Origin of the sequence: Xanthomonas euroxanthea (genome assembly GCF_900476395.1) — a bacterium.
GTDB classification, from domain to species: Bacteria; Pseudomonadota; Gammaproteobacteria; order Xanthomonadales; family Xanthomonadaceae; genus Xanthomonas; species Xanthomonas euroxanthea.
The window spans coordinates 173,444-197,988 of sequence record NZ_UIHB01000001.1; the positions used below are offsets into that span (position 1 = coordinate 173,444).

The following is a 24,545-nucleotide window of genomic DNA, read 5'->3' on the forward strand; positions in this document are numbered from 1 at the left end:
CACCGCGCGGTCGACATGCTACCCTGACCACCGCCATTCTGGCGAAGACGGAACATCAGGTGACCCAGCCGACACCATTGCAAGCGGTGTCAGGGGCTTTCTCGCTGAGCCACGCTTAACGCAGGTCGCCCAGAGACAAGCACGTCATTTCAATCACTACCAGGGACGTATTCATCATGAAGCTACGTAGCATTGCCACCACTTTTGCATTGGCTGCAGCTTTAAGCCTTGGCTTGAGCGCTCCAGCGCGCGCCCAGGCGGGAGATCCTTGCTCGGTCTTTCTTTGCATGGCAAGCGTGTCCGGCTTCGGTGCTCCGACTCCAGAATGTGCAGTGCCGATCGCAACCTTCCATTCCATCCAGGTATGGAGCCCGGCCTTCAACCCGTCAGCCACGGCGGCGGCACGCCGGGCATATCTGATGACATGTAAAGGCGCGAGCGTACCGAATCAAGCCATCTTGGAAGCCATCATCGCGCAGTGGGGCTACACGCCTTGACGTAAATTGCCCGCTGACTCAAAAATTTGCTTTTAAGTCAGCGGGAATGGCGCCACGCCCTGGTTTGCCATGCGCATCGCGCAAGGCCTTTCGATACCACTGTGCTTCGACGAGATAGGTGGTGCCTGGCTCCTTCATCTCTCAAGATGATCGTGCGAGTCCGGCGCAACAGCGCTGGCGATGCCGGAAGACAACAGATATGCGTTTGATCTTATCTCCTGATGTTGCGTCGCGCCGCGGGCGGCGATTTCCAAGACCATGAGGAATTGACGGCAAACAGCACCTCGACGACGATCATTCGAGTCAATTCGTCTGGAGCTGCAATGCCGCCTGAAGTACAAGAACTGCAAGACGCCATTACGTCTATCCCTGGCATTACCGATGCAGCGGTGGACAAGGTGGATCTTTCTGATGTCACGGAAAGCGACTTTAGTCTTCTTCCGTATGCCGACCTGCCGCTCGGCGCATTGAAGCGCACAAAGGGAGGCTTGGTCAACGAGCTTGCCATCTCCGTCAACTTTGGTATCACGCGCGATCCGAAAGGCCTCAAGGCACTCGAGTTCCTCTCCTGGTGGGTACGCGATTTGGCGCGAGCAGGCGAGCCGATGCAGATCAGGAGCATCGCGCTTCCACCCATCGGCGATCAGTTTGGCACGTCACTTCGCTTTTGCATCGATTATTTTTACGCTGATCCTGAGCAGGATATCGGCAAGCTACTGTCCAAGGTAGGGACGTTGGCTGATGCGCTTAACAGCGCAAAGAGCCTATACCCGCAGGTCATTGCTTCCAGACAATGCGTTCACGCCGAACCCGCCTCCGCGGATGACCTTACACGCCTACCGCCGTAGCAGGCGTCTGGGACGGCCGAGTGTCACCGCACAGATAGAGCCGCCTCCCATTAGTCTTGGCCGAACCTCAAACCAGTCTGAAGACTCTCGCTTCTCCAGTCCCCGTGTCGTATGCCACCAATGCCCCCTTGGAGGCGTCAGCGCTGCACACGCATTCACCATCACTGCTCCAGATGGCAGACTGACCCGCTCCTAGGAAGGTGTCGGCGGGGCCTACACAGTTCGCCATCAAGACAGTCATGGAATGCGTTTTTGCAATCGTCGGATAATGGCTATAGGCCGATGCCACGCCTCTCTCGGATTTGGCCACGCTTGCCAGGTACACGCCAGCACCTGACGTTGCAGCTTGTTCCGCATGGCTTGCCTGCAGTGACTCGTAGCAAATGGCAGGCGCCAACACCTGATCTGCGTGTCTGAGAAAAAGCTGCTCATCACCGCCGGTGAAGAAGGGTAACTCGTCGGGGTGTAACTGCTGTTTGGAGTAGCTTGTGCGCTCCAGCCCCGGTTGGAAGCAGAGCATGCTGATTTCGGTGCCCTTTGCCCCCTTCGTGGGTACGCCAACGGCGATGAGCATGCCGTACCGGTCACTTGCCAGCTGAAATTGATCAAAGCGCTGATCAGCCGGCTGCACCGCCAGGGCCTGTGCCAGTGCTGGTTCGTAACCGGTGAGAGACAGCTCGGGAAAGACCAGCACATCGGCACCCTTGCTCGCAGCCAGGCGGATGACATCGTGGTGCTTACTGATGTTCTCTTCGATTCGGCCAGGCGTCGAAAGGAGTTGCGCAGCTGTCAGCTTCATTGCCGGTCTCGTGTCCACGTATTGGGGCTGAGCGTAGCGGATTCCGAAAGGCGGGTAACCAGAACCTGCTGAAAGACCAGGCCTGGTGCCAGTCGAGGTACCACGCCACGCTGCACCAGCGAGCGTGCGTCGCTCCCCTATGGATCCGGCGGGCTGTGCAGGCGAATTCCAGATTGACCTTACTTATCCGCTCGGCGAGGATAGTGCCGTACCGCACTTGGGCGGTCGGCTCGCAGTCAGGCACAAAGCATGGTTCGCAGTGTTGGTGTAGACGAAAGTGAGCGGCAGCTACTTGATGACGTTGCCGAATATGGATGGCATTGCATCCACATCACGGAGGAGGGCGAGCAGGTTGGGTACTCCTTCACCGTTGGCCTGTACCAGACGTTTGGACACCCGGAATTGATCATCTTCGGCTTGTCCTCAAGGGTATCGCACCAGATCCTCTCGATCGTTGCGGATGCGGCGCGAGCCGGAACACCGCTCGATCTGTCACACCCAACAGATGCCCTCATCAATCACTATTCCTGCTGTTTTGCCGAAGTCCCATCGTCGGAGTACTACGATCATGTGGGTTTTGCGCGCTGGTACTATCAGGGGGACGACTTTCCGCTTTACCAGATTGTGTGGCCGTCCAAGTCCGGTCTGTTTCCCTGGCACCCCCGGTCCAGTGCGGAGTTCCGTGCAGCCCAGCCGGTACTCGGCCAGGCCGCGACTGGCAACTGACAATCCTTCATCCAGGGCCGCTGGGTGGTCGTCGACGAGGCGGATGCAGACTGTCAGGCGATGGATTCGATCACCGCTAGCAATCGACAGCGACCAACGTATCGCCAGGCATTCGCGTTGCCGCATTCCCGTAGCAGGCAGGACCAGGACTGTAGTGTGGCTTCCGAAGATCTGAATGCCCTCTATAACGAGGCGCGTGGCTTCGCCGAGGACATGCTGCTGGCACATGGCGAGTTCATTCCATTCGGTGTCTTGATGCGTCCAGATGGGACAATTGCTCAGGTGGCTGGTGACCTTGGGGTTGAACGTTCCGTATCGGTGGAGATGGTTGAGCTGCTTCAAGCGTCCTTCTCGCAATCTGCCCGTCTTGGTGCCATCCGGGTCGCCGGCATCTGCATGGAGATGTCTGTGGTGCTACCCGGACAGGAGGACAAGACGGATGCAATCTGTACGCGATTGGCGCATGTGTCGGGCGAGTCAGTCGAGGTCTTTGTACCGCACTCGCGTGATGCGCGTGGGGCGCTCCAGCTGGGCCAGCCATTTGCCACGGTCGGCGATGCGTTCACGCTTGTTGAGCGCTAACTTATCCAAGCTATCCTTTGGCGTGGCACAGATCTCTTCAACTGGTGGGCAGCATGCTGAAAGTCGCCGTTCTCATTGCTTGCCTCGCCGTCACTGCGCCTGCCATGGCCATCTCATGCGGTAGGCAGCAATCCACGGCGCAGGCCTACTCCTCTGCTCAGCACGTGGTCTCTGCGCATGTTGAGAGGAGCTATGCGGCACCCGGTTTTGGTCGGGATGCTGTGCAGTTCGTAGAGCTTCGCGTGCTGAAGGTCTGGAAAGGTCACCTGAAGCCAGGAGATCGTGTCCAGGCAACCGCGGAAGATTCAATCAATTTTGTCAGTGATGGGTTCGTTCCACTCTTGGGCTCCGATCTGTTGGTATACGCGAGCGGTTCCCAGCCTCTTATGCTGGGCAGTTGCTCGAGGACCGCACCACTGGAGACTACGCATGACCTACAGGCGCTGGAGGCGCTATCCAGGCGGTCGCATGGCAAGTAACGTGAGCGGCACTGCCTCCACGGCGACGCCGAGGCGATGCGGGCATTAGGTCCTTTGGAGCATATGGCCACTTACCCTTCAGAGCCGGAACTTGTTCTCGCGCTCGACCACCACGATGAGTTGGTGCGGCAGTGTGCTGCCGGTGCGTTGTCGTTCGAAGCTTTCTGTGCAGCGTACGACAACTTTTACTGGGCATGCGCGCTGGACGGGCATGAGTCCGACGCTACGGGCCAGGCGCTGCTAGGCCGGCTGGCAGCCCGCATAGCTCCACATCGCGCACTGGCCGAGACCGTTCTGGCTCATCTCCATCCCGAAGCCCCTGCGGCTCATGCCAGCTATGGCAAGGCCGGCAGGCTCGGCACCGAGGAGGCCATGATGCGTCTCAAGCTTATCGCTGCTGGTCTCCTGTCTTGGAAAGCCTGACAATTCATTCAAGCCGAACCCGCCTCGCGACGCGGTTCAATTCAGGAGCTCGTCCTTCATGACGTATCTGGCGACACTTTTATTGATATTCCTAACGTCTTCTGCCACCGCTGCCGTCCCCAAGCTTGGCTGGAGCGCGTGCCTGATTCGGCCGGCAGTTGGCGCGATCGGGCTGCGATTCCTGAAAGTGCGTTCTTTGAGGTTCCAGCGCCAATGTTATCGAACGCAGAAGCCTTCCGTCGCCACTGTGCGGCGCGACGTACCTCTGGTGTCAGGCGCCAAAAATATATGATCGCAATCGAGTTTGAACCACCAAGCGTTTCCTCCTGCGAGTGCTGCGGGAAAGAGACCGTTCGCCTCACGCGTTTCGTTACAGATGACGGTAACGCGCACGCCGTTTACTACCTTCAGTACACGCCCGGGCACGAACCGGAGCATATGAGCGGTTTGATCAGCCTCGGCGAGTGGGGTGAATCGGCCTCGCCAGCAGATCGCATTGCATTTCCGTTCCGCCTCTGGGCCACCGAGGGGACGTATAACGTGGGGCTCACCGATGCCGCAGAGTCGCCATGGTCCAAAGCAACATTTCTTGGGGCCGTGCTCGACCGGGCTCAGGCGCTGACGCATCCGTGGTGCAAGGAGGTGTTTCACATCACGGATCACATCACTAGCCAGGATCCGGAGGCAATTGCTTTTCTTGCTGGGAAGCATCAACGGAGCGCCTGACAACTCGCTCAGGTAGGAGTTGCCTCATTGCAGTGCCTACGTCCCAGCTATCACACCATGCTCGCCTGTCACCGCGTCGTCCTACGTCATTGGCGCATCGTAAGTAGGGGTGAATCGAGATTTGCTGTACTTGCGGTGAGGAGAGAGCTTTGTCGTCTCCATACAGCAGATTGCAGGTTTCCTGGTAGGCAAAAGGGGCGAGGACTTCATGGCTTTCTGCGTCGATCAGGGACAATAGAGAGTTATGGCATACAGACCAAACTCGACTCGTTTCCTGCTCTGGCTAATTGCACTCGCAGGCGTAGTGGCCGGTTGCGTAGTGCTTGCGATCCATCGGCCGCCTCTGGTTACACCTGGCATCTGTAAGCCGCTACCTGCAGGCATCAAGAAGATGGGGCGAGCGCTTGCTCCTCCAGCGGCAGCTGCGGCGCTAGGTTCGCACAGTCTGGAGGAAGCTGGACTACTGCGCGCGATGCAGCCCGGCGACACCGTTCATGAGTTCGAGACGGAAGTGATGCGGGGGCACCTGATTATGCGTGGAAGGTGCTACATCGATCAGACCATTGGTTGGATACGCTGAGCGCCTGCACGTATTGCAGGTCTTGGGATTTGGCTGCGGCGAGAGATAAGAACGGACGCACCAGAGATGACTTCAGACGACTTTGTCAGTGTGCTAAAAACCGAATGCGCGGACGCTGCCGTTGACGATTGCGTTGAACCCCTCAGGGCCCCGCAGGGCCGTAGATTCGCTCAATCTCTGTTTAGCCTGTCCGGTCTTGATCCAGCTGATTAAGCTGCCAATGTGCGTGGTTTTGGCACTAATAGCGCGGTTTTCGGGCACCGAAGCAGGGACTCATTTATTGAGCACCTCGGTTGTCCATACCTGGTCGTAATCCGCGTTGTGCGCCTTGGTAAAACCGTGGGCATCGCTGAATCCATCATCGACCTTCTGGCCATCCTTGTAGATCACGTAATGGCGCCCGCCGGCAGCCTGGTCGCCGTGGTAATGCAGCTGCATCCGGTACATCAGCCTGCTCTCTTCTCCTGCTGGCGTCGCGTGCTGCTGTCCACCGCCGCTGGCGAGTTGCTGTATCTGCAACAGCGGTGTGGTCTGCTGCGGATGGGCCACGACCCAGCGCCTGAAATTGGCCTGGTCCTGCGCTGACGCCTGCCCGGACGCTGGCCAGATGTAGAGAAACGTTGCCGGCGTACCGGGTGCCGTACTGGCGGCCGGGAGGTGCCACTCGTAGACCTGCTGCTTGCCGTCGGCTGTCGTCATCTCGAGCAGGCGGGCACTGGCTTGCGATGGGTTGCTGGCGGCGACCGGCAGTTCACTGATCGGCGCGAGGCTGGAGTTCGGGACGGCACCCGCCAGTGCCAGTAGCAGGTCGCGCTGGTTTGTCACTTCCTGTTCGTTCAACGACAGCGAGCGCAGGTAGCGCGAACGCAGACTGAAACGGTAGCGCGCTTCCTGCAGGGTGAATTCCCCTTCGACCCTGGAGGCTTCGTGCCAATCGTGTCCGGGTGCCAGATTGACGGTGCCGTGCGTGACGCAAAACCCCTGCCGGGATTGTGCCGCTGGCGGGAAGGGCGATGCGCTGCTGGTGATCGATGCCAGGATGTCCTTGGTGCGCCGTTCGGTGATGTCCTGCAGGCGGCTGATGGCCGTTTTCTGGAAGCGAAAGGTCGTGCCATCGCGATGGGCGAAGCCGCTGACCTGCACCACATTCGGGTCGAGCGGCAGCGCGTCTTCCGCGTGTGCGACGATGACCCTGCCATCGTCCTGCGCCAGCGTTTCCACCGGCTTGATCAGTTGGCGCACCCGGCCATCGCTGGCCGATGCTTGTGCGCTCAGCAGGCGCTGCGCATAGCTGGTCGCGTCTTCGCGGTAGGTATCGATGTCGCCCCAGTAAAACTGCGCGGAACTTCCCAGAAAGTGCAGGGGCACATTGGACGTCACGGCAAGCCGCCCGATGCAGTAATTTGCGTTGGCGGTAGTGTCCACCGATGGCGGCGGCGTGTTGGTGGTGGTGTTCGTGCTGCAAGCGGCAAGCAACGCCACGGAAAGAAACAGAAGTGCGCGCAGCGGGCGTGGGGCGGGACGTCTCAACGCAATTCCTTCAAAACAGCAATCGGCAATGATAGATGACGCCGGTCCACCTGGTGCGCCACCGCTGGCCAGGTGATCTGGCGCGTCCTGCTGCTTCCGTGCATTGGCCCGATTGCTAGGTCGAGCGAGCCGCATCCGTTCTGGCCGGTGCAGGCCAACGGAAACCGCACTGCGCCACCTCGCATCGGCTTTTATGCCGTAGTGATAGTGATGGCGTTCCTGCTTCCGTTGGGCGGGGGCGCTTGGGCCTGCGTTGGGGATGGGCCAGTGGTTGGAGGTCGCGCAACCAAGTGTGCGCCTTCCTCTGCGGGAGTGGCGCACAGGGTGCCCGCGCTTGCTATGGCTTCTTTCGATACACCCCACCGAAGGACACGTTCATTCCGCCGCATTCCAGGTTGTCGTCGGCCAGCAGCATGTCGCCCAGCAATTGCAGGCGCACCTTGCACGTGTTCTCGTTGACCTCGACGCGGTTGCCTTCTGGATAGCCGCGCGCGGTGACCGAACCGGTGTGCGGACCGCCCGGCGTCTGTTCCGGATCGGGATAGGCGCTGGGCCAGTACGCATCGCCGTTGACGGTGATGCTGCCGTCTGCGTTGGTGGTCAATTGCAGCGTGTTGTCGCCATAGTGCCAGTGGCCGTTCCACGCCTGCGGTGTGGGCGTGGCTGCGCTTGGTTGCATCTGCAGGCTGGACTGTGCAACCCAACCGGCGGTGCCGCCGCCCTTGTTGGGATAGAGCACGCAGACATAGGCATTGCGGCGCTGCGCCGTCAGGACGATATCGTTCTTGACCACGTAGGCGCGCTCCTGGCATGCGGCCCCGCCCGTGTCCGGGCAGCCATCGGTGTCCTTGAGCAGGTACAGGCGCGGCGGGATGACCTTGCCGAGGGAGAACGCCACCGGTGCGCTGGTGAACAACCCATTGCGGCAGGTGGCATCGTCACCGGCAGGTGCGGCGTGGACCAACGGCGAAACGCCCAACAGGGCAAGCATCCAGGCCTTATGCATGGCAATCACTCCAAATGTGGCGCGGTAGTGTGCGGCAAACCGGGCCGTCTTTCAGCAGGAAAGTGTCACCACACGCCACGCATGCCCAGCCGCGCTGGCCCACGAGTTCCACGCCCGTGCGCAAGCGCGTGCCGCCGCGTGCGGTGCGGTGCATGGTGCGGTGTTGTGTCTTCGCCGTGCAGCCCACGCTTGTGTCTGATTCAACCAGTGGACGTGTATGAGCCCTCTTCACCTGGGGAGCGCGATGCTGCTGTCTTCAATCGAAAGGGAGTGGAGCATGAAACAATCACTGTTGGTCCTGTCCATGGTCGCGGCGCTGGCGCTCGCTGGCTGCAAGCCTGATGCCGACAAGGAGGCCGCAGCGCCTGCCGCGTCCACCGAGCCGACGCCGACCGGTGGCGCGGCGACCCCGACCACGCCGCCTGTCGGCGAAGCCAGCCCGGCGCCGGAAGGCGCGGCGCGCGCGAGCTCCGGAGACGACATCGCCCTGGGCCTGCTCGGGGCGGTGAACAACCACGAGATCGCCGCAGCGAAGCAGGCGCAGGACAAGAAGGTCACCGGCGCGGTGCTCGAGTACGCGAAGATGATGGAGAAAGAACACACCGAGAACCTGGAAAAGACCAAGGCGCTGGGGACGCTGGCCGAAACCCCGGACGTCAAGAAGCTGGAGAGCAAGGGCGAGCAGGACCTGTCCACGCTGGGCCAGAAGTCCGGCAAGGACTACGCGGCGGCCTACATCGATGCAATGATCGCCGGGCACAAGGACGCGCTGCAGCTGATCCAGACGCAGATGATGACGGTGGCGTCGACCGAGCCGGTCAAGCAGCACCTGACCGAGACCAAGACGCACGTCGAGCAGCACCTGGCGAAGGCGGAAGCCATCAAGAAGACGATGTAAGCGTGGGCGTGGTAGGCCGCTGGTCTGCCACGCCTGGTTTGCAAGCGGCGAGGGAGCGACGTCGCCGTTTTCGAGTTTCAGGGACCCGAAAAGGGAATCAGGGAAACAGCGATTCCTCCCACAACTGCCAACAGCGCCAGCACGCCAAGAATTATCGAATACAGACGCCTGGAAAAATTGGGGCGGCGCCGGATGGCCCGAAGAATGGCGATCGGAATTAATGCATAGACCGCGCAAAGGGCAATGAAGTACCAGTTGACCTGATAGGAGGAGCCCTTGCCCAGCGTGTTTCCGACTTGAAACAAGACCACGCCACCAACAAGCGACAGGAAAGAGCGGAGCGCGAATGCATTGGTGGTTCTTGTTTGAATGCTCATATCTTCACATCTCTACAATCTGGAACGTTGCCACAGCTGGGTGCCTTACCAATGCGATCTCCTATTACGCATCCATTGAACGTGATTGCTTCAGTACCAGTGTCGTCGCAACGTTGCAATGACGTCAAACGCGCTGCGGTGCCACCACCCGGCGAAATCAGCGATGGCCACTACCCAGCACTTTCCCGCACTGTTTACATCATCGGGCCTGCCGTAATCGCCGAAGAGCAGGCTCGGGTTCACTTGATACGCGTGCCCGGACGTTGATCAAACGTTCTCTGGCGATGCGTTCGAGCGCACCTCGCGTTGCTGTAAACGCGACGGCAACCGACCTTCCGCTCAGCGGCACCGATCAAAGGTTCTGACGCGCGTTTGCTCTGCAATGATCAGGCGATCTTCCATCTCGCTCAGGATGAAGACTGCAGGAACGTCCTTCTTCGGCGCGTTGGCAGACGCGGTGATGATGCGCCATGTCCATGGTGTGCGTGCCAGCAGGGTGACCGCGTTGGGCCAGAGGTCTTCGCCCTTGCCGGTCATGTCATCCCAGCCGAACTGGATGAGGTGCTTGGGGTCCGCTGTCTCGGCGTCGCGGCAGGCGATCCCTGCGGTGACCCAGGCGCCTCTTAGCGGCTCAGGGAAATGGGCCTTGGGGACATGTGGTTCGTAGCTGCCAGCGCCGGTAATGCGCGCCAGGGCGCCTGGCTTCCAGGTATAAGCCCAGCTGTAGCTGCCGGGGGCGGGACAGCGCTGCTATCCGTCCGGATTGGGTTGTTCCCGTTTGCAGATCGGGGAGCTTTCCTGCACGAGGAACACGACCTCGATGCGATTGCCTTGGACTGCAAGGCGCATCACTTCGCCAGGAATATGCTCGCTGGCGTCTGGCGTATAACCGGTCCTGCGTGCCCTGATTTCCCATGCGTCGATTGGAGCGCTGACGTTGGGTGCCTTCCCGGGTGAGTACTTGCGCAATACATCGATGCTGTTGGGGCAGTCGGAAGTGGAATCCGAGCAGTACGAAGAACTCAGATAGACGATCTCATCGACTCCATCTTTGTCCAGGTCGACAACCTGCACGAAGCCGGCGTAGTCCTCCTTGACGATGTCGTCGTTGACGCTGACATCTTGCCAAAGCCCTACGATCTCTCCGGCGCGGCTCGGGCTCAGCCTCTGATCCTTTGCCGTTGCAACAGTGGCGATGGCTAGCAGTGCCGCCATGACGTAGCTCCGCATCCTTGCGCTCCTTGCAGGTTGAGGCCTTAGCCTACAACGCCTGGGCGTTGGCCAATGCTGCCTGAGCCCTCACCACAGCTGCGCTTGTTTGATTTTCGTCAATTCCACCGACACATGAAATTCGCAGCCGGGGTGCTTGACTGCATCGGTCAAGAATCGTTGCGGAGTTGCGCATGAGTGCAGTCACGGTGGGAAGGGTCGACCAGGGATCGGGTGGAGATGGGTCGATCCGGACGGGAGTTGGACTGGTGCGTCGTGAACGAGCGCCGGCGGATGTGCGGGGCGCGTCGGCCCGCATCGCTTTCTTCGTCACGGCGCGCGTATGCGCCGTGGTCGGCTGAGGGGGCGCTATGCGGATCTGTGTTCTCAACGAGGCAACCGGGGACCAAGCCGGGCTGGAGCAGCGCTGCAGGTCGGCGCGCGAGGCGGGCTTTGATCATGTGGTGCTCGCGCCGCCGTTTGCGCGCGACGCCCAGGGCCGGCTGAGTGAGGTGGCCGGTGCCAGCGAGGCCGACGCGCAGCGCCTGCGCGAGGTGGTGCAGGCCGCGCACCGCGCCGGCGTGAAGCTGCTGCTCGACGTGCGCCTGGACGAAGTGGGTGGCAACAGTGCGGTGGTACGCGACAACCCGCAGTGGTTCCGGGCGCGCAGCACGGCGGTGCCGGACCCGCGCCAGCCGCGCGCCACGCCCGAAGTGGCGGAGGCACGCTTCACCTATGCGCAGGAAGGTGCGGCGCTGGTGGAGTGGTGGAGTGCGCGCCTGCTGGAGTGGGCATCGCAGGGCGTGGCCGGCTTCCGCCTGTTGCAGCCGCAGCAGGTGCCGGCGCAGCGCTGGCGCGAGCTGATCGCACGCGTGCATGCGCAGGCGCCGGAGGTGGTGTTTGCAGCCTGGACGCCGGGCCTGGGCATCGAGACCTTGCAGCAGCTGGCCGGTGCCGGCTTCGATGCGGCGTTCTCCTCGCTTGCCTGGTGGGACGGCCGCGGTAGCTGGTTCTTCGACGAAGACACCGCATTGCGCGCATTGGCGTCGCAGGTGGTCGCGGTGGTGGGCGCGCCCGAAGGCAAGCCTGCGGCCGCTGCCGGGCAGCACTGGCAGCTGGCCCACGCCCTGGGCGGGGCTTGGCTGCTGGACGAGGCACAGCTGGAGACGTTGCCGTTGTCGATCAGGGCGCGCGATGGCGTGCCGCCCAGCAATGCCGGCCTGCGCTTGCGCCCGCTGCTGCGCGAGGGCACCGGCCTGACGGCGGTGGCCATCGAGCCATTGGGCGGCTTGCCGTCGCTGCTGCTGATCAATGGCGATGCCGATCATGTGGTGCCGGTCCCGGCGCCGGACCTGTTGCGCCTGCTTGGCGATGCCGAAGCGTTGGTGGGCGAAGACGGCAGCACGCTCTCCGGTGCTACTCTGGAAGCGCTGGAGCCGGGCGAGGTGCGGGTGTACCGCAGCGTGCCGGCGCGGCATGTGCTGGCGGTGCCGCGCATGCGTCCGCGCGCGCAGACCGCGGCCGCCTGGCCGCGTGTGTGCATCGAGTCGGTGACGCCGTCGGTCGATAACGGCCGTTTCCCGGTCAAGCGCACCGTGGGCGACCGCATCTGCGTGGAAGCCGATGCGTTCTGCGACGGGCACGACCGTATCGCGGTGGCGGTGCTGTGGCGCCCGGCCGATGCCAAGACCTGGGCCAGTGCGCCGATGCGTGCGCTGGGCAACGATCGCTGGCGCGCGGAGTTCCCGCTCGAGCGCATCGGCACCTATGAATTCCGCGTCGAAGGCTGGCGCGATGTATTTGCCACCTTGCATGCGGATCTGGAAAAGAAGCGTGCCGCCAACACGGTGCTGCCGGTGGATGTGCAGGAAGCGGTGGCCGTGGTGCAGGCTGCGCACGCACGCAGTAGCGGTGCGTTGGCCGAGCGCCTGCAGGCCATCCTGACCCGCATCGGTGCGCAGAGCGAGCCGCTGCAGCAGCTGGCGATCGTGCTGGAGCCGGATACCGCGCAGGCGATGGCAGCGGCCGACGACAAGCCGTTCCGCTCCGAGACGCCGATGACCTTCCGGGTGGAGTCGGAGCGGCGCGCGGCGCACTTTGCCAGCTGGTACGAATTGTTCCCGCGCTCGCAAAGCGGCGATCCGCAGCGGCACGGCACCTTCGACGATGTGATCAAGCGGCTGGCGCATATCCGCGCGATGAACTTCGACGTGCTGTACATGCCGCCGATCCATCCGATTGGGTTGAATAACCGCAAGGGCCGCAACAACTCGGTCACTGCGGTCGATGGCGAGCCGGGCAGCCCGTATGCAATCGGTGCCAGCGATGGCGGGCATACCGAGGTGCATGCCGAGCTCGGCGGGCTGGACGGTTTCCGCCGCCTGATCCAGGCCGCGCGTGCACATGGGCTGGAGGTGGCGCTGGATTTCGCCATCCAGTGCGCTCCGGATCACCCGTGGTTGAAGGACCACAAGGACTGGTTCACCTGGCGCGCGGATGGCTCGATTCCGTACGCGGAAAACCCGCCGAAGAAATACCAGGACATCGTCAACGTCGATTTCTACGCCAGCGGTGCGGTGCCGGACCTGTGGAACACGCTGCGCGATGCGGTGCTGTTCTGGGTCAACGAGGGGGTGACGCTGTTCCGCGTCGACAACCCGCATACCAAGCCGTTCCCGTTCTGGGAATGGTTGATTGCCGACATCCGCGGGCGCCGGCCGGACGTGGTGTTCCTGTCGGAGGCCTTCACCCGGCCGAAGATGATGTACCGGCTGGCCAAGTGCGGCTTCTCGCAGTCCTATACCTACTTCACCTGGCGCAACCACAAGCACGAGCTGCAGGAGTACGTGGAAGAGTTGAACCAGGGCGTGCCACGCGAATGCTTCCGCCCGCATTTCTTCGTCAACACGCCGGACATCAATCCGCTGTTCCTGCAGACCAGCGGGCGCAACGGCCACCTGATCCGCGCCGCGCTGGCAACCACGCTGTCGGGGCTGTGGGGCATGTACCAGGGCTTCGAGCTGTGCGAGGCCACGCCGCTGGCGCCGGGCAAGGAAGAGTATCTGGACTCGGAGAAGTTCCAGCTGCGTGCCTGGCCCGAGCGTGCGCCCGGCGACATCGTCGATGAGATCACCCGCTTCAACCAGCTGCGCCGCATGCATCCGGAACTGCAGTCGCACCTGGGCACGCGCTTCTACCAGGCGCACAACGACCAGGTGCTGTACTTCGGCAAGTTCCTGGATGCCGGCTACCTGTCGCGTAGCCGCAGCATGGTGCTGGTGGCGATCAACCTGGACCCGCATGCGGGCCAGGACGCGGACATCGAAATTCCACTGTGGGAGTTGGGCCTGCCCGATCACGCCAGCGTGGCGGTGGACGATCTGTGGGACGGCCACCGCTTCACATGGCAAGGCAAGTATCAGCACATCCGCTTAGAGGCGACGCGGCCGTTCGCGTTATGGCGCATCCGCGCAGGAGAGGTCGCATGAATGCAGTCCCATCGTTACAAGCCGACGCGGAACAGTCCGCGGTGGTGGCAGATCAGCTTTGGTACAAAGACGCGATCATTTACCAGGTGCACGTCAAGTCGTTCTTCGACTCCAACGACGATGGCATCGGCGATTTCCCGGGCCTGATTTCCAAGCTGGATTACATCGCCGAACTCGGCGTGGACACGATCTGGCTGCTGCCGTTCTACCCCAGCCCGCGCCGCGACGACGGCTACGACATCGCCGAATACATGGCGGTGCATCCGGACTACGGCAGCATCGAGGATTTCGAGCAGCTGGTGGCGCAGGCGCATGCACGCGGCATCCGCATCGTCACCGAGCTGGTGATCAACCACACCTCCGACCAGCACCCGTGGTTCCAGCGCGCACGCACTGCGCCGGCCGGCTCGCCGGAGCGCGACTTCTACGTGTGGTCGGACACCGACCAGGAATACGAAGGCACGCGGATCATCTTCTGCGATACCGAAAAGTCCAACTGGACCTGGGACCCGGTGGCCGGGCAGTACTTCTGGCACCGGTTCTATTCGCACCAGCCGGACCTGAACTTCGACAACCCCGCGGTGCTGGAGGCGGTGCTGGAAGTGATGCGCTTCTGGCTGGATCGCGGCGTGGACGGCCTGCGCCTGGATGCGGTGCCCTACCTGATCGAGCGCTCCGGTACTTCCAACGAGAACCTGCCGGAAACCCACGCGATCCTGCGCAAGATCCGCGCCACGCTGGATGCCGAATACCCGGACCGCATGCTGCTGGCCGAGGCCAACATGTGGCCGGAAGACACCCAGCAGTACTTCGGCCAGAACGCCGACGAATGCCATATGGCGTTCCACTTCCCGCTGATGCCGCGCATGTACATGGCGATCGCGCGCGAAGACCGCTTCCCGATCACCGACATCATGCGCCAGACCCCGGAGATTCCGGAGAGCTGCCAGTGGGCGATCTTCCTGCGCAACCACGATGAGCTGACGCTGGAAATGGTCACTGATTCGGAGCGCGATTACCTGTGGCAGACCTATGCCGCCGACCGCCGCGCGCGCATCAACCTGGGCATCCGGCGCCGGCTGGCGCCGCTGCTGGAGCGCGACCGCCGCCGCATCGAATTGATGACCTCCCTGTTGCTGACCATGCCCGGCACGCCGGTGCTGTACTACGGCGACGAGATCGGCATGGGCGACAACATCCATCTGGGCGACCGTGATGGCGTGCGCACGCCGATGCAATGGTCGATCGACCGCAATGGCGGCTTCTCGCGCGCCGACCCGGCGCAGCTGGTGCTGCCGCCGGTGATGGACCCGCTGTACGGCTTCCAGGCCGTGAACGTGGAAGCGCAGATCCGCGACCAGCATTCGCTGCTGACCTGGACCCGCCGCGTGCTCAGCGTGCGCAAGCGCTACCAGGCCTTCGGTCGCGGCACCCTGCGCTTCCTGTACCCGGGCAACCGCCGCATGCTGGCCTACCTGCGTTGCTACCAGGACGAGACGGTGCTGTGCGTGGCCAACCTGTCGCACACGCTGCAGGCGGTGGAGCTGGACCTGTCCGAGTTCGAGGGCCGCGTGCCGGTGGACATCATCGGCGGCGGCAGCTTCCCGCCGGTCGGCCGGCTGACCTATCTGCTCACGGTGCCGCCGTTCGGCTTCTACGCGTTCCAGCTGGTCAGCGAAGGCACCTTGCCGGATTGGCATGTGCCCAGCCCGGTGCCGTTGCCGGATTACCGCACGCTGGTGCTGCGCAGCGATACCGACGAAAGCAACGCATTGCTGCCGCATCTGTCCACGCTGGAAGCAGAAATCCTGCCGGCCTGGTTGTCGGCACGGCGCTGGTTCTCGGCCAAGGACCAGGCACTGAAGCACGTGCGCATTTCGCGGCGTACGCCATTGCCCGGCGATGAGCCGATGAGCCTGCTGGAGCTGGACGTGGAGCTGGAAGACGGCCGCCACGAGAGCTACATGCTGCCGATCGGCATCGTGTGGGAGCGCGACCACCCCAGCACGCTGGCCGAGCAGCTGGCGCTGGCGCGCGTGCGCCAGGGCCGCGAGGTGGGGTATCTCACCGATGCCTTCGCACTCAAGCCGATGGTGCGCGGGGTGATCGACGCCTTGCGTGACAACGCCGCGCTGGACTTCTGCGATGGCGACGATGCCTCGCAGCAGGGCCAGGTGCGCTTCGAAGCGACCCCGGCGCTGGCCACGCTGGACATTCCGCAGGATCCGGAGATCCGCTGGCTGTCGGCCGAGCAGAGCAACAGCTCGCTGGTGGTTGCGGACAAGGCGGTGTTCAAGCTGCTGCGGCACGTAGCCAATGGTGCCAACCCGGAGATCGAGATCGGCCGTCGCCTGACCGAGATGGGCTATGCCAATGCCGCGCCCTTGCTGGGCAGCGCCAGCCGTATCGACACGCAGGGCACCATCACCACGATCGCGCTGCTGCAGGGCTTCATCCGCAACCAGGGCGATGCCTGGCGCTGGACGCTGGACCATCTGGCGCGCAGCTTCGACGAGTACGCCACCGCGCAGACCGACGAATCGCGCGCCGAAGCCATCGCCGGGTACGACGCCTTCGCCGCAGTGGTCGGCAAACGCCTGGCCGAGTTGCACGAGGCCTTGTCGCGCGACACCGACGATGCCGACTTCGCCCCGCAGCGCATCGACCTGCCGACCGCCAACGATGTGGTGGCCGGCGTCGCCCGCCAGGTCGAGGAGATGTGGGACACGGTCACCACGCGTCTGGCCGGCACCGATGACGCCACCGAACGCGAAGCGCTGCAGGCGGTGCTGGCCGAGCGCCCGCAGCTGGATGCCTTGCTCGCCCAGGCGCCGAGCGTGCTGGCCGATTCCCTGCTGACCCGCGTGCACGGCGATTTCCACCTGGGCCAGATCCTGGTGGCCTTCGACGATGTGGTGCTGATCGACTTCGAAGGCGAGCCGGCCAAGCCGCTGTCCGAACGGCGCGCCAAGGCCAGCCCGCTGCGCGATGTGGCCGGCTTCCTGCGCTCGCTCGACTACGCCAGCGAAGTGTCGGCACGTGGCGAGGAAGGCACCGCCGCACGCGCGGGCGTGGGCGTGGACACGCATCTGGACGAGTTCCTGGTGCAGTTCCGCCGCCGTTCCACACAGGCGTTTCTGGATGCGTACCATGCCGTGCTCGATGCCAGCACGCACCCGTGGATCGCGCCGGCGGCGTTCAATGCGGCCACCTTGCTGTTCCTGGTGGAGAAGGCCTGTTACGAGGTGCGTTACGAGGCCGCCAACCGCCCCGGCTGGTTGATGGTGCCGATCGAGGGCTTGCGACGCATCCTGCACCGCGCGCGCGCTGGTGCGGGAGACACATGATGAGTGGAGTGATGACAGCAGTGACCAATCGATGGGATCCCGGCGCGACCCGCGCCCTGGCCGAGGCACGCCATGGCGATGCATTCGCCATTCTTGGCGCGCACCCGACCGATAGCGGTCGGGTGCTGCGCACCTATCAACCGGGTGCCGACTACGTCAATGCCGTGCTCGACGATGGCCAGGTCATCGCGCTGGACGCGGGCCCGGAGCCGGGCCTGTTTGCCGGCGCGTTGCCGGCGCAGGGCGGGTATCGCCTGCGCATCGGCTGGCCCGGCGGCGAGCAGGACACCGCCGACCCGTACGCGTTCGGCCCGCAGCTCAGCGACTTCGACCTGCATCTGATCAGCGAAGGCCATCACCTGCAGCTGGCCGATGCACTTGGCGCCAACGTGATCGAGGTCGATGGCGTACGCGGCACGCGCTTTGCGGTGTGGGCGCCCAATGCCACGCGCGTGGCGGTGGTGGGCGACTTCAACAGCTGGGACGCACGCCGGCATCCGATGCGGCTGCGGCACCAGTCCGGCGTGTGGGAGCTGTTCGTGCCCGACGTCGGCCCGGGGGCGCACTACAAGTACCAGCTGCGCGGCCCGCATGGGAATGAGTTGCCGGCCAAGGCCGACCCGGTGGCGCGGCGTGCCGAGCTGGCGCCGGGCACCGCCTCGATCGTGGCCGACCCCACCCCGCACCAGTGGAGCGATGACGGCTGGATGGCCACGCGCACGCGCCGTCAGGCGCACGACGCACCGATGAGCATCTACGAGATCCATGCCGGTTCCTGGCTGCGCCAGGAAGGCGTGGACCTGGATTGGGATGGGCTGGCCGACCGCCTGATTCCGTACGTGGCTGACATGGGCTTCACCCATGTCGAGCTGATGCCGGTGACCGAGCATCCGTTCGGCGGCTCGTGGGGCTACCAGCCGCTGGGCCTGTTCGCGCCGACTGCGCGCTTCGGTTCGCCGGATGGCTTTGCCCGTTTCGTCGATCGCTGCCACCGTGAAGGCATCGGCGTGATCGTCGACTGGGTGCCGGCGCATTTCCCCACCGACGCCCACGGCCTGGCGCATTTCGACGGCACCGCGCTGTACGAACATGCCGACCCGCGCGAAGGCTTCCATCGCGACTGGAATACGCTGATCTACAACCACGGGCGGCGCGAGGTGTCCGGGTTCCTGATCGCCAGTGCGCTGGAGTTCCTGCAGCGCTTCCACGTCGACGGCCTGCGCGTGGATGCGGTGGCCTCGATGCTGTACCGCGACTACAGCCGCAATGCCGGCGAGTGGGTGCCCAACATCCATGGCGGGCGCGAGAACTACGAGACCATCGCCTTCCTGCGCCGGCTCAACGAGGTGGTGCGCGAGCACACGCCGGGCGCGGTGATGATTGCCGAGGAATCCACCGCATTCCCCGGCGTCACTGCCGATGTGGCGCATGGTGGCCTGGGCTTCCACTACAAGTGGAACATGGGCTGGATGCACGACACCCTGCATTACGCCGCACTGGATCCGATCTACCGCCGTTACCACCATGGCGAGCTGACCTTCAGCATGGTCTATGCGTATTCGGAGCGCTTCGTGCTGCCGATCTCGCACGACGAAGTGGTGCACGGCAAGGGCTCGTTGCTGGGCCGCATGCCGGGCGACGACTGGCAGCGTTTTGCCAACCTGCGCGCCTACCTGGGCTACATGTTCACCCACCCGGGGCGCAAGTTGCTGTTCATGGGCTGCGAGTTCGGCCAGCCCACCGAGTGGAACCACGACGGCGGCATCCCCTGGCATCTGCTGGACGACCCACGCCATCGCGGCGTGCAGACCCTGGTGCGTGACTTGAACCGGCTGTATGTCGAATACCCCGCGCTGCACGCGCAGGATGACGACCCGGCCGGGTTTGCGTGGGTGGTGGGCGATGACGCGGCCAACAGCGTGGTCGCGTTCCTGCGCAAGGGCAAGCGCGGCGACGCCCCGGTGCTGGTGGTGATCAACTTCACCCCGATCGTGCAGCACGGCTACCGCATCGGCGTGCCGCAGGGCGGTCAGTGGCGCGAGGTGTTCAACAGCGATGCCGGTATTTATGGCGGCGCGAACCTGGGCAATGGCGGTGTGGTGGGCGCCGAGCAGCAGTCCATGCATGGCCATGCGCAATCCCTGCCGCTGCTGTTGCCGCCGCTGGGCGTCATCGTGCTGACGCCGCAGGGCTGATGCAACACCCACGGCGCCTGGCCGCTGGTCCGGCGCCGTGGCACCTGTTAGATTGCGCGCCATAGAGTGGTGAGACCGTGTTGCGTGCGCCTGTCGGGCGGCGCAGCTGGGTGTCGACCACTGATATCAGGCGGCCCGGGGAGGGCTGCCGGGCACAGCCGCCGCCATGCCTTCCGTCGATCTCGTTACGGGAGCGTTGTGCGTGGGCGTTTTGAGTGCTGCTACTTCTTCGATGCTTGAGTGGCCTGTTCCTGTCGTGCGCAGGGTCGGGCGCGCAGATGCACCCGTGCGGGCTGCGTATTCGGGGTGTGCCGGGGCGCAGGGCGGCGGCACGCGGCCTGTGCTCTCGGGCAGCTTGTCGCCCTCCGCTTCGATGCAGGTGCAGGCATGAGCGGCCTGATGACGGCGTGCTATCTGCTCGCCGCTGTGGTCTCGGTGCTGGCGTTCTACCTGGCAACCAGGCATCAACGCCTGTGGCCGCAGCGCCGGCTGTCGGCGCGTGCGCTACGCCTCGGCGCCAGCGCGTTGCTGCTGTCGCTGGGCTGCGCCATCGCTGCATTGGGGACCTGGGCCGGCATCTTCGCCGCAGTGACGGCGTTGATGCTGGTGGCGGTGGCGCTGCCGTACCTGGATGCCTGGCAGCAGGCGCGCGTGCAACGCAGGCAGGTGCGCCATGTGGGCTAGATGGCTGGCCGCCGTGGTGCTGGGCCTGCCGCTTGCGGTGGGCGTGGTCGGCCTGTGCGCCTTGGTGCTGCCGGGGCCGCAGCGGAGCTACACGCTGGCGTGGTTGTTGCTGATGTTTCCGGCATGGATCGGTGCGATGGCGCTGCCGTTCGTGTTTCGTAGCGCATCGCGTGCCTGGGTCGTACTCAGCGGGCTGACGCTGCTGTGCTACCTCACGCTTGCAGGCATCAAGGCCACGGGCTGGACGGAGCTGGGCGCATGAAAGCAGCGACCTTGCGTGCGTTTCTGTCGGTCCACAGCTGGATGGGCCTGTTAGCCGGCATGGCCTTGTTCATCGCCTTCTATGCCGGTGCCATCACCGTGTTTACTCACCAATTGAGCGGCTGGCAGACCACCCCGCCTGCCACGCAGCCGGCGCCGGCAGATCCTGTCGCCGCCGCGCAGCGCCTGCTGGATGCGGTGATCGCCCGGCATCCGCAGGTGGCCGACTCCTTCCTAGTGCTGCTGCCCGGCGAGCACGGGCCACTGGCGCGGCTGTACTGGTACGGCCCGCAGGCCGAGGCCAGCGGTGGCATGCGGCAGTATCAACAAGCCGCCGATGGCAGCCTGCTGGAGCTGCCGCAGCGCGTGGGCTTTGCCGACTTTCTCTATGACCTGCACTTCACCGCCGGCCTGCCGCGCGTGTTCGGTACCTACCTGTTCGGGGTGGTGAGCGTGCTGTACGGGCTGGCCCTGGTCAGCGGCGTGGTGCTGTATGCGCCGGTGTTCCTCAAGGACCTGTTCGCGCTGCGCATCGGCGCCAACGTCAAGCGCCTGTGGCAGGACGCGCACAACGTGGTCGGCATGTTGTCGTTGCCGTTCCATGTGATCTTCGCCTGGTCCGGTGCGGTGTTGTGCCTGGGCGTGCTGCTGCTGGCGCCGTTCCAGTTCCTGGTGTTCGACGGCAAGCTGATGCAGATCCTGGAGCCGGACTTCGAGCTCACCCCGCATGTGCAACCGGCCAGGCGTGCGGCGCCGGTGTTGCCGCTGGCGGTGCTGCTGGACAAGGCGCGCGCGGCCAGCCCGGGCTTCGTACCGGAAAGCGTCGGGTTTCACGATGCAGGCGATGCCAATGCGCGTGCGGAGGTGTATGGCCATCACGCGCAGCGCCGGCTCAACACCCTCGGTGGCGTGGCGCTGGACGCGGCAACCGGCCAGGTCCTGCGCGTACTCGAACCAAGGACGATGTCACCAGGCACCGCTGCATTGCGCGGGCTGCAAGGGCTGCACTTCGGCAACTTCGGGCAGGCGCCGGTGCAGTGGCTGTATTTCCTGCTCGGGCTGGGCGGCGCGTTCCTGTTCTACAGCGGCAACCTGTTGTGGATCGAAACACGCCGCAAGCGTCGGCTGGTCGATCAACCGCGCCGCACCCACGCGATGGCGCGCCTCACCGTCGGCGTGTGCCTGGGCAGCGTGGCCGGCGTCTCGGCGCTGTTCATCGCCGCGCGTCTGCTGCCGCAAGGACAGGAGCGTCATGTCTATTACGCGGTCTTCGCGGCCGTGCTGGTGTGGGCACTGATCCGCCCCACCGCACGTGGGGCGTACGAGGTGTTGCTGGCCTGCGCAGGCCTGACGGCGCTGATTCCGCTGGCCAGCTGTGTTTCCGCGCGCGGCCTGGTGCTGCCATGGCAGGACGCCACGGTACTCGGCGTGGACCTGATCGCGCTGGTGTTGGCATGGGCGTACTGGCAACTGGCGCGTGCGAATAAACGGCGCGGACTGCAGGGCGATCCCAACAGCGTCTGGGCCTGGAAAGCGCGGACAACACGTGAGTCGATGCACCGAGTTGATTGATACCCGGCACGCCACGGTGTGCCGGGCAACAGCTGCCATGGCGAGGTTGGCCGCTGAACATGCTGCCGACGCGAAAAGGCGCCACGTTGACGCAACGGCATCACCCGGCAGTGCATCCTCATCGCCCGCCACCTTCACCCACACCCGATGACGGCTGCAGCCTTACGCATTGGCCTGATCTCCGACACGCACGGCCTGCTGCGGCCCGAGGCCGTGGCTGCATTGCAGGGCTGCGCGGCGATCATCCATGCCGGCGACGTGGGCAAGCCGGAGATCCTCACCGCGCTGGGCGTGCTGGCACCGTTGCATGCGATCGCCGGCAATATCGACAACACGCCGTGGGCAGCGCAACTTCCGCAAACGCTGGACCTGCTGATCGCAAATGTGCGCATCCATGTGCTGCACGATCTAAAAACGCTGGCAGCAGATGTTGCTGCCGATGTGATCATCAGCGGGCATTCGCACAAGCCGTCGATACAGGCGCACGACGGTGTGCTGTACGTCAATCCGGGCAGCGCCGGCCCGCGTCGCTTCAGCCTGCCGATCAGCGTGGGCACGCTGTGGCTGGGCGATGGCCCACCGCGGGCACAGGTGCAACTGCTGGAAATACACTGATGGACGTTGGATCCATGCAATACGGACTTGTGCAGGGATCTGGAGTGGTTAGCAAAACGACTGCACAGCCGTCAGGCAGGCGCGCTCGGTGCTCGGAAGCAACATATGCCACGCGTGCACTGCGGTTGTGAGCGTGCCGTCCGCACACAGTCGACTCCCGCTCGCGACGCTGTGTCAGCCGCTCTTAGGCAACGCCACGCGATGAAGTGTAGCGGCCCGGAACACAGGCCACTTCTGCATGTCCCGAGCATGCGGTGCATGCAATGACCACCAGCAGCGACCGCTGACAACCTGTGCTGACGTGCCTGCTTGTCTAAACCTGCACGCGGGCCGTTCGTTGCCTGCATGTGTACGCGCGCGTGCCTTGCTGACCTGGTCTGCACGCAGGCGGGACCATGCTTGTGGATCGAGTCGCCGCAAGGATTTCCCCCATGAATACCCGTCGCCAGTTCCTTTCCGCCGCCGCTGCCGGCACCGCCGCATTGGCTGCCGCCCCGTTGTTGGCGCAGACCTCCGCGCCCGGCAGCGTGATGCCCACGCGCGGCAAGGCTGCCGCTTCTGCGTTGCCGACCAATCCTGCAGCCAAGGGCGCGCGCTATCGGCCGTCGAGTCGCCTAGGCTTTGGTGGCGTGGCAATCGGCAACGGGTTTGCGCCCACCAGCGATGCGCAAAGCGAAGCGACCCTGGCCGCGGTATGGGCCTCGGGCGTGCGGTATTTCGATACCTCGCCGTGGTACGGCCTGGGCTTGTCCGAGCGTCGTACCGGCCACCATCTGCACAATCACGCTGCAGGCGACTACGTGCTGTCGACCAAGGTCGGGCGCCTGCTCACTGCCACCGACAAGCCGCCGAAGACGATGTGGCAGCAGCCCTCGCCCTTCGACTACCGCTACGACTACAGCGCCTCTGGCGTGCGTCGGTCCATCGAAGACAGCCTGCAGCGGCTGGGCGTGTCGCAGATCGATATCGCCTACATCCACGACCTCTCCCCGGAGAACGAGAAAGACCTCGGCATGCCGTGGGAACAGCGCTTTGCCGAGGCGGTGAAAGGCGCGATGCCCGAGCTGACCAAGATGCGCAAGGAGGGCCTGATCAAGGCCTGGGGCTTTGGCGTCAATCGCCCCGAGCCGGCCTTGCGTGCGATCGAGGAGGCCGATCCGGATATCTTCCTGCTGGCCTGCCAGTACTCGTTGCTCGACCACACGCAGGCGCTGCACGACACCTTCCCGAAGATCGCAAAGCACGGCGCGTCGGTGGTGGTCGGTGCGCCGTTGTTGGCGGGCTATCTGGCCGGCCGCGAGCGGTATCTCTACGACGGCACCGTGCCGGAATGGGCACCGGCCAAGCGACAGAAGGCGCTGGCCATCTGTGAGCGCCACGGCGTGGATCTGCGCACGGTGGCGCTGCAATTTGCCGCCGCGCCGAAGGTGGTGTCCGCGGTGATTCCGGGTGCGCGCACGCCCGAGCAGGCGCATGCGAATGCGGCCTCGATGCGGGTGGCGATTCCGGCAGCGGTGTGGGAAGAGCTCAAGCGCGAGCAGGTGATCGAAGCGGATGCGCCAGTGCCTGTCGTGAGCTGATGCAGCTAGGAGCGACCGATAAAACCTGGCGAGCGAGTGCTTGTCAGTGAGCGCAGGGTCGACTGCGCGGTCCCTTCACCGCTCGCGGGACACGCCGTGAACCCATCCCCGGGGGCGCGGTGG

The 24,545-nt window shown here is 64.1% G+C and carries 21 protein-coding genes and 1 other RNA gene; 16 read left to right on the top strand and 6 right to left on the bottom strand.

Annotated features, from left to right (window positions below):
• Positions 1-176: 176 nt before the first annotated feature.
• Positions 177-497: a hypothetical protein gene (locus CPBF1521_RS00685; RefSeq protein WP_115675578.1), complete on the top strand. Its 321-nt coding sequence runs from the start codon at positions 177-179 to the stop codon at positions 495-497.
• Positions 498-718: 221 nt separating this feature from the next.
• Complete coding sequence (locus CPBF1521_RS00690) at positions 719-1,345, top strand: hypothetical protein (protein ID WP_235858373.1); 627 nt, start codon at positions 719-721, stop codon at positions 1,343-1,345.
• 67 nt (positions 1,346-1,412) lie between these two features.
• Here the strand turns inward: CPBF1521_RS00690 and CPBF1521_RS00695 are convergent, their stop codons facing one another.
• Complete coding sequence (locus CPBF1521_RS00695; protein ID WP_181901052.1) at positions 1,413-2,144, bottom strand: carbon-nitrogen hydrolase family protein; 732 nt, start codon at positions 2,142-2,144, stop codon at positions 1,413-1,415.
• A 249-nt stretch (positions 2,145-2,393) separates the two neighbouring features.
• On the opposite strand from CPBF1521_RS00695, the gene CPBF1521_RS00700 reads away from it, so the two are divergent.
• The 4 genes from CPBF1521_RS00700 to CPBF1521_RS00715 all read left to right on the top strand — a co-directional run bounded on the left by CPBF1521_RS00700 (position 2,394) and on the right by CPBF1521_RS00715 (position 5,080).
• Complete coding sequence (locus CPBF1521_RS00700) at positions 2,394-2,870, top strand: DUF4262 domain-containing protein (RefSeq protein WP_115675580.1); 477 nt, start codon at positions 2,394-2,396, stop codon at positions 2,868-2,870.
• A gap of 156 nt (positions 2,871-3,026) precedes the next feature.
• Complete coding sequence (locus CPBF1521_RS00705) at positions 3,027-3,452, top strand: hypothetical protein (RefSeq protein ID WP_147295404.1); 426 nt, start codon at positions 3,027-3,029, stop codon at positions 3,450-3,452.
• 542 nt (positions 3,453-3,994) lie between these two features.
• Complete coding sequence (locus CPBF1521_RS00710) at positions 3,995-4,354, top strand: hypothetical protein (protein ID WP_115675583.1); 360 nt, start codon at positions 3,995-3,997, stop codon at positions 4,352-4,354.
• A 288-nt stretch (positions 4,355-4,642) separates the two neighbouring features.
• Complete coding sequence (locus tag CPBF1521_RS00715; protein ID WP_115676457.1) at positions 4,643-5,080, top strand: hypothetical protein; 438 nt, start codon at positions 4,643-4,645, stop codon at positions 5,078-5,080.
• 853 nt (positions 5,081-5,933) lie between these two features.
• Here the strand turns inward: CPBF1521_RS00715 and CPBF1521_RS00720 are convergent.
• A complete protein-coding gene (locus CPBF1521_RS00720) occupies positions 5,934-7,325 on the bottom strand; it encodes a hypothetical protein (RefSeq protein ID WP_235858374.1) in 1,392 nt (463 codons plus the stop codon).
• A gap of 202 nt (positions 7,326-7,527) precedes the next feature.
• Complete coding sequence (locus tag CPBF1521_RS00725) at positions 7,528-8,196, bottom strand: hypothetical protein (protein ID WP_115675585.1); 669 nt, start codon at positions 8,194-8,196, stop codon at positions 7,528-7,530.
• A gap of 277 nt (positions 8,197-8,473) precedes the next feature.
• On the opposite strand from CPBF1521_RS00725, the gene CPBF1521_RS00730 reads away from it, so the two are divergent.
• Positions 8,474-9,094 (top strand): DUF4142 domain-containing protein, encoded by a 621-nt coding sequence (locus tag CPBF1521_RS00730; RefSeq protein ID WP_115675586.1) that lies wholly within the window; start codon positions 8,474-8,476, stop codon positions 9,092-9,094.
• Between the two features lie 77 nt (positions 9,095-9,171).
• Here CPBF1521_RS00730 and CPBF1521_RS00735 read toward each other — a convergent pair whose 3' ends face one another.
• The 3 genes from CPBF1521_RS00735 to CPBF1521_RS00745 form a co-directional block, all read right to left on the bottom strand.
• Positions 9,172-9,471, bottom strand: a complete 300-nt coding sequence (locus CPBF1521_RS00735; RefSeq protein ID WP_115675587.1) for a hypothetical protein — start codon at positions 9,469-9,471, stop codon at positions 9,172-9,174.
• Between the two features lie 339 nt (positions 9,472-9,810).
• On the bottom strand, positions 9,811-10,008 hold the full coding sequence (locus tag CPBF1521_RS00740; protein ID WP_115675588.1) for a hypothetical protein: 198 nt from the start codon (positions 10,006-10,008) through the stop codon (positions 9,811-9,813).
• Positions 10,009-10,221: 213 nt separating this feature from the next.
• A complete protein-coding gene (locus CPBF1521_RS00745) occupies positions 10,222-10,701 on the bottom strand; it encodes a hypothetical protein (RefSeq protein WP_115675589.1) in 480 nt (159 codons plus the stop codon).
• A 350-nt stretch (positions 10,702-11,051) separates the two neighbouring features.
• Between CPBF1521_RS00745 and CPBF1521_RS00750 the strand changes: the two genes are divergently transcribed.
• From CPBF1521_RS00750 to CPBF1521_RS00790, 9 genes are all read left to right on the top strand, one after another.
• Positions 11,052-14,168, top strand: coding sequence for a maltotransferase domain-containing protein (locus CPBF1521_RS00750; protein WP_115675590.1), 3,117 nt, complete (start codon positions 11,052-11,054; stop codon positions 14,166-14,168).
• The gene (gene treS, locus CPBF1521_RS00755) at positions 14,165-17,515 is read left to right on the top strand and encodes a maltose alpha-D-glucosyltransferase (protein WP_115675591.1); all 3,351 of its coding nucleotides are present in this window, start codon (positions 14,165-14,167) and stop codon (positions 17,513-17,515) included. Before CPBF1521_RS00750 ends, treS begins: the two co-directional genes overlap by 4 nt.
• A gap of 11 nt (positions 17,516-17,526) precedes the next feature.
• Positions 17,527-19,710: a 1,4-alpha-glucan branching protein GlgB gene (gene glgB / locus CPBF1521_RS00760; protein ID WP_115676458.1), complete on the top strand. Its 2,184-nt coding sequence runs from the start codon at positions 17,527-17,529 to the stop codon at positions 19,708-19,710.
• A gap of 387 nt (positions 19,711-20,097) precedes the next feature.
• The gene (locus CPBF1521_RS00765) at positions 20,098-20,394 is read left to right on the top strand and encodes a hypothetical protein (RefSeq protein WP_115675592.1); all 297 of its coding nucleotides are present in this window, start codon (positions 20,098-20,100) and stop codon (positions 20,392-20,394) included.
• Positions 20,384-20,656: a hypothetical protein gene (locus CPBF1521_RS00770; RefSeq protein ID WP_115675593.1), complete on the top strand. Its 273-nt coding sequence runs from the start codon at positions 20,384-20,386 to the stop codon at positions 20,654-20,656. Before CPBF1521_RS00765 ends, CPBF1521_RS00770 begins: the two co-directional genes overlap by 11 nt.
• A complete protein-coding gene (locus tag CPBF1521_RS00775; protein WP_115675594.1) occupies positions 20,653-22,227 on the top strand; it encodes a PepSY-associated TM helix domain-containing protein in 1,575 nt (524 codons plus the stop codon). Before CPBF1521_RS00770 ends, CPBF1521_RS00775 begins: the two co-directional genes overlap by 4 nt.
• A gap of 147 nt (positions 22,228-22,374) precedes the next feature.
• Positions 22,375-22,842, top strand: coding sequence for a metallophosphoesterase family protein (locus CPBF1521_RS00780; RefSeq protein WP_115675595.1), 468 nt, complete (start codon positions 22,375-22,377; stop codon positions 22,840-22,842).
• A gap of 103 nt (positions 22,843-22,945) precedes the next feature.
• Positions 22,946-23,022, top strand: a non-coding RNA gene (locus CPBF1521_RS00785) — sX9 sRNA.
• A 251-nt stretch (positions 23,023-23,273) separates the two neighbouring features.
• A complete protein-coding gene (locus tag CPBF1521_RS00790; RefSeq protein ID WP_115675596.1) occupies positions 23,274-24,422 on the top strand; it encodes an aldo/keto reductase in 1,149 nt (382 codons plus the stop codon).
• Positions 24,423-24,545 lie beyond the last annotated feature (123 nt).

What these genes read in the sequence shown, in the direction of transcription:
- CPBF1521_RS00685 (WP_115675578.1), top strand. Translation starts at nt 177, where the DNA reads ATGAAGCTACGTAGCATTGCCACCACTTTTGCATTGGCTGCAGCTTTA.
- CPBF1521_RS00690 (WP_235858373.1), top strand. Translation starts at nt 719, where the DNA reads ATGTTGCGTCGCGCCGCGGGCGGCGATTTCCAAGACCATGAGGAATTG.
- CPBF1521_RS00695 (WP_181901052.1), bottom strand. Translation starts at nt 2,144, where the DNA reads ATGAAGCTGACAGCTGCGCAACTCCTTTCGACGCCTGGCCGAATCGAA.
- CPBF1521_RS00700 (WP_115675580.1), top strand. Translation starts at nt 2,394, where the DNA reads ATGGTTCGCAGTGTTGGTGTAGACGAAAGTGAGCGGCAGCTACTTGAT.
- CPBF1521_RS00710 (WP_115675583.1), top strand. Translation starts at nt 3,995, where the DNA reads ATGGCCACTTACCCTTCAGAGCCGGAACTTGTTCTCGCGCTCGACCAC.
- CPBF1521_RS00715 (WP_115676457.1), top strand. Translation starts at nt 4,643, where the DNA reads ATGATCGCAATCGAGTTTGAACCACCAAGCGTTTCCTCCTGCGAGTGC.
- CPBF1521_RS00720 (WP_235858374.1), bottom strand. Translation starts at nt 7,325, where the DNA reads ATGCGGCTCGCTCGACCTAGCAATCGGGCCAATGCACGGAAGCAGCAG.
- CPBF1521_RS00725 (WP_115675585.1), bottom strand. Translation starts at nt 8,196, where the DNA reads ATGCATAAGGCCTGGATGCTTGCCCTGTTGGGCGTTTCGCCGTTGGTC.
- CPBF1521_RS00730 (WP_115675586.1), top strand. Translation starts at nt 8,474, where the DNA reads ATGAAACAATCACTGTTGGTCCTGTCCATGGTCGCGGCGCTGGCGCTC.
- CPBF1521_RS00735 (WP_115675587.1), bottom strand. Translation starts at nt 9,471, where the DNA reads ATGAGCATTCAAACAAGAACCACCAATGCATTCGCGCTCCGCTCTTTC.
- CPBF1521_RS00740 (WP_115675588.1), bottom strand. Translation starts at nt 10,008, where the DNA reads ATGACCGGCAAGGGCGAAGACCTCTGGCCCAACGCGGTCACCCTGCTG.
- CPBF1521_RS00745 (WP_115675589.1), bottom strand. Translation starts at nt 10,701, where the DNA reads ATGCGGAGCTACGTCATGGCGGCACTGCTAGCCATCGCCACTGTTGCA.
- CPBF1521_RS00750 (WP_115675590.1), top strand. Translation starts at nt 11,052, where the DNA reads ATGCGGATCTGTGTTCTCAACGAGGCAACCGGGGACCAAGCCGGGCTG.
- treS (WP_115675591.1), top strand. Translation starts at nt 14,165, where the DNA reads ATGAATGCAGTCCCATCGTTACAAGCCGACGCGGAACAGTCCGCGGTG.
- glgB (WP_115676458.1), top strand. Translation starts at nt 17,527, where the DNA reads ATGACAGCAGTGACCAATCGATGGGATCCCGGCGCGACCCGCGCCCTG.
- CPBF1521_RS00765 (WP_115675592.1), top strand. Translation starts at nt 20,098, where the DNA reads ATGAGCGGCCTGATGACGGCGTGCTATCTGCTCGCCGCTGTGGTCTCG.
- CPBF1521_RS00770 (WP_115675593.1), top strand. Translation starts at nt 20,384, where the DNA reads ATGTGGGCTAGATGGCTGGCCGCCGTGGTGCTGGGCCTGCCGCTTGCG.
- CPBF1521_RS00775 (WP_115675594.1), top strand. Translation starts at nt 20,653, where the DNA reads ATGAAAGCAGCGACCTTGCGTGCGTTTCTGTCGGTCCACAGCTGGATG.
- CPBF1521_RS00780 (WP_115675595.1), top strand. Translation starts at nt 22,375, where the DNA reads ATGACGGCTGCAGCCTTACGCATTGGCCTGATCTCCGACACGCACGGC.
- CPBF1521_RS00790 (WP_115675596.1), top strand. Translation starts at nt 23,274, where the DNA reads ATGAATACCCGTCGCCAGTTCCTTTCCGCCGCCGCTGCCGGCACCGCC.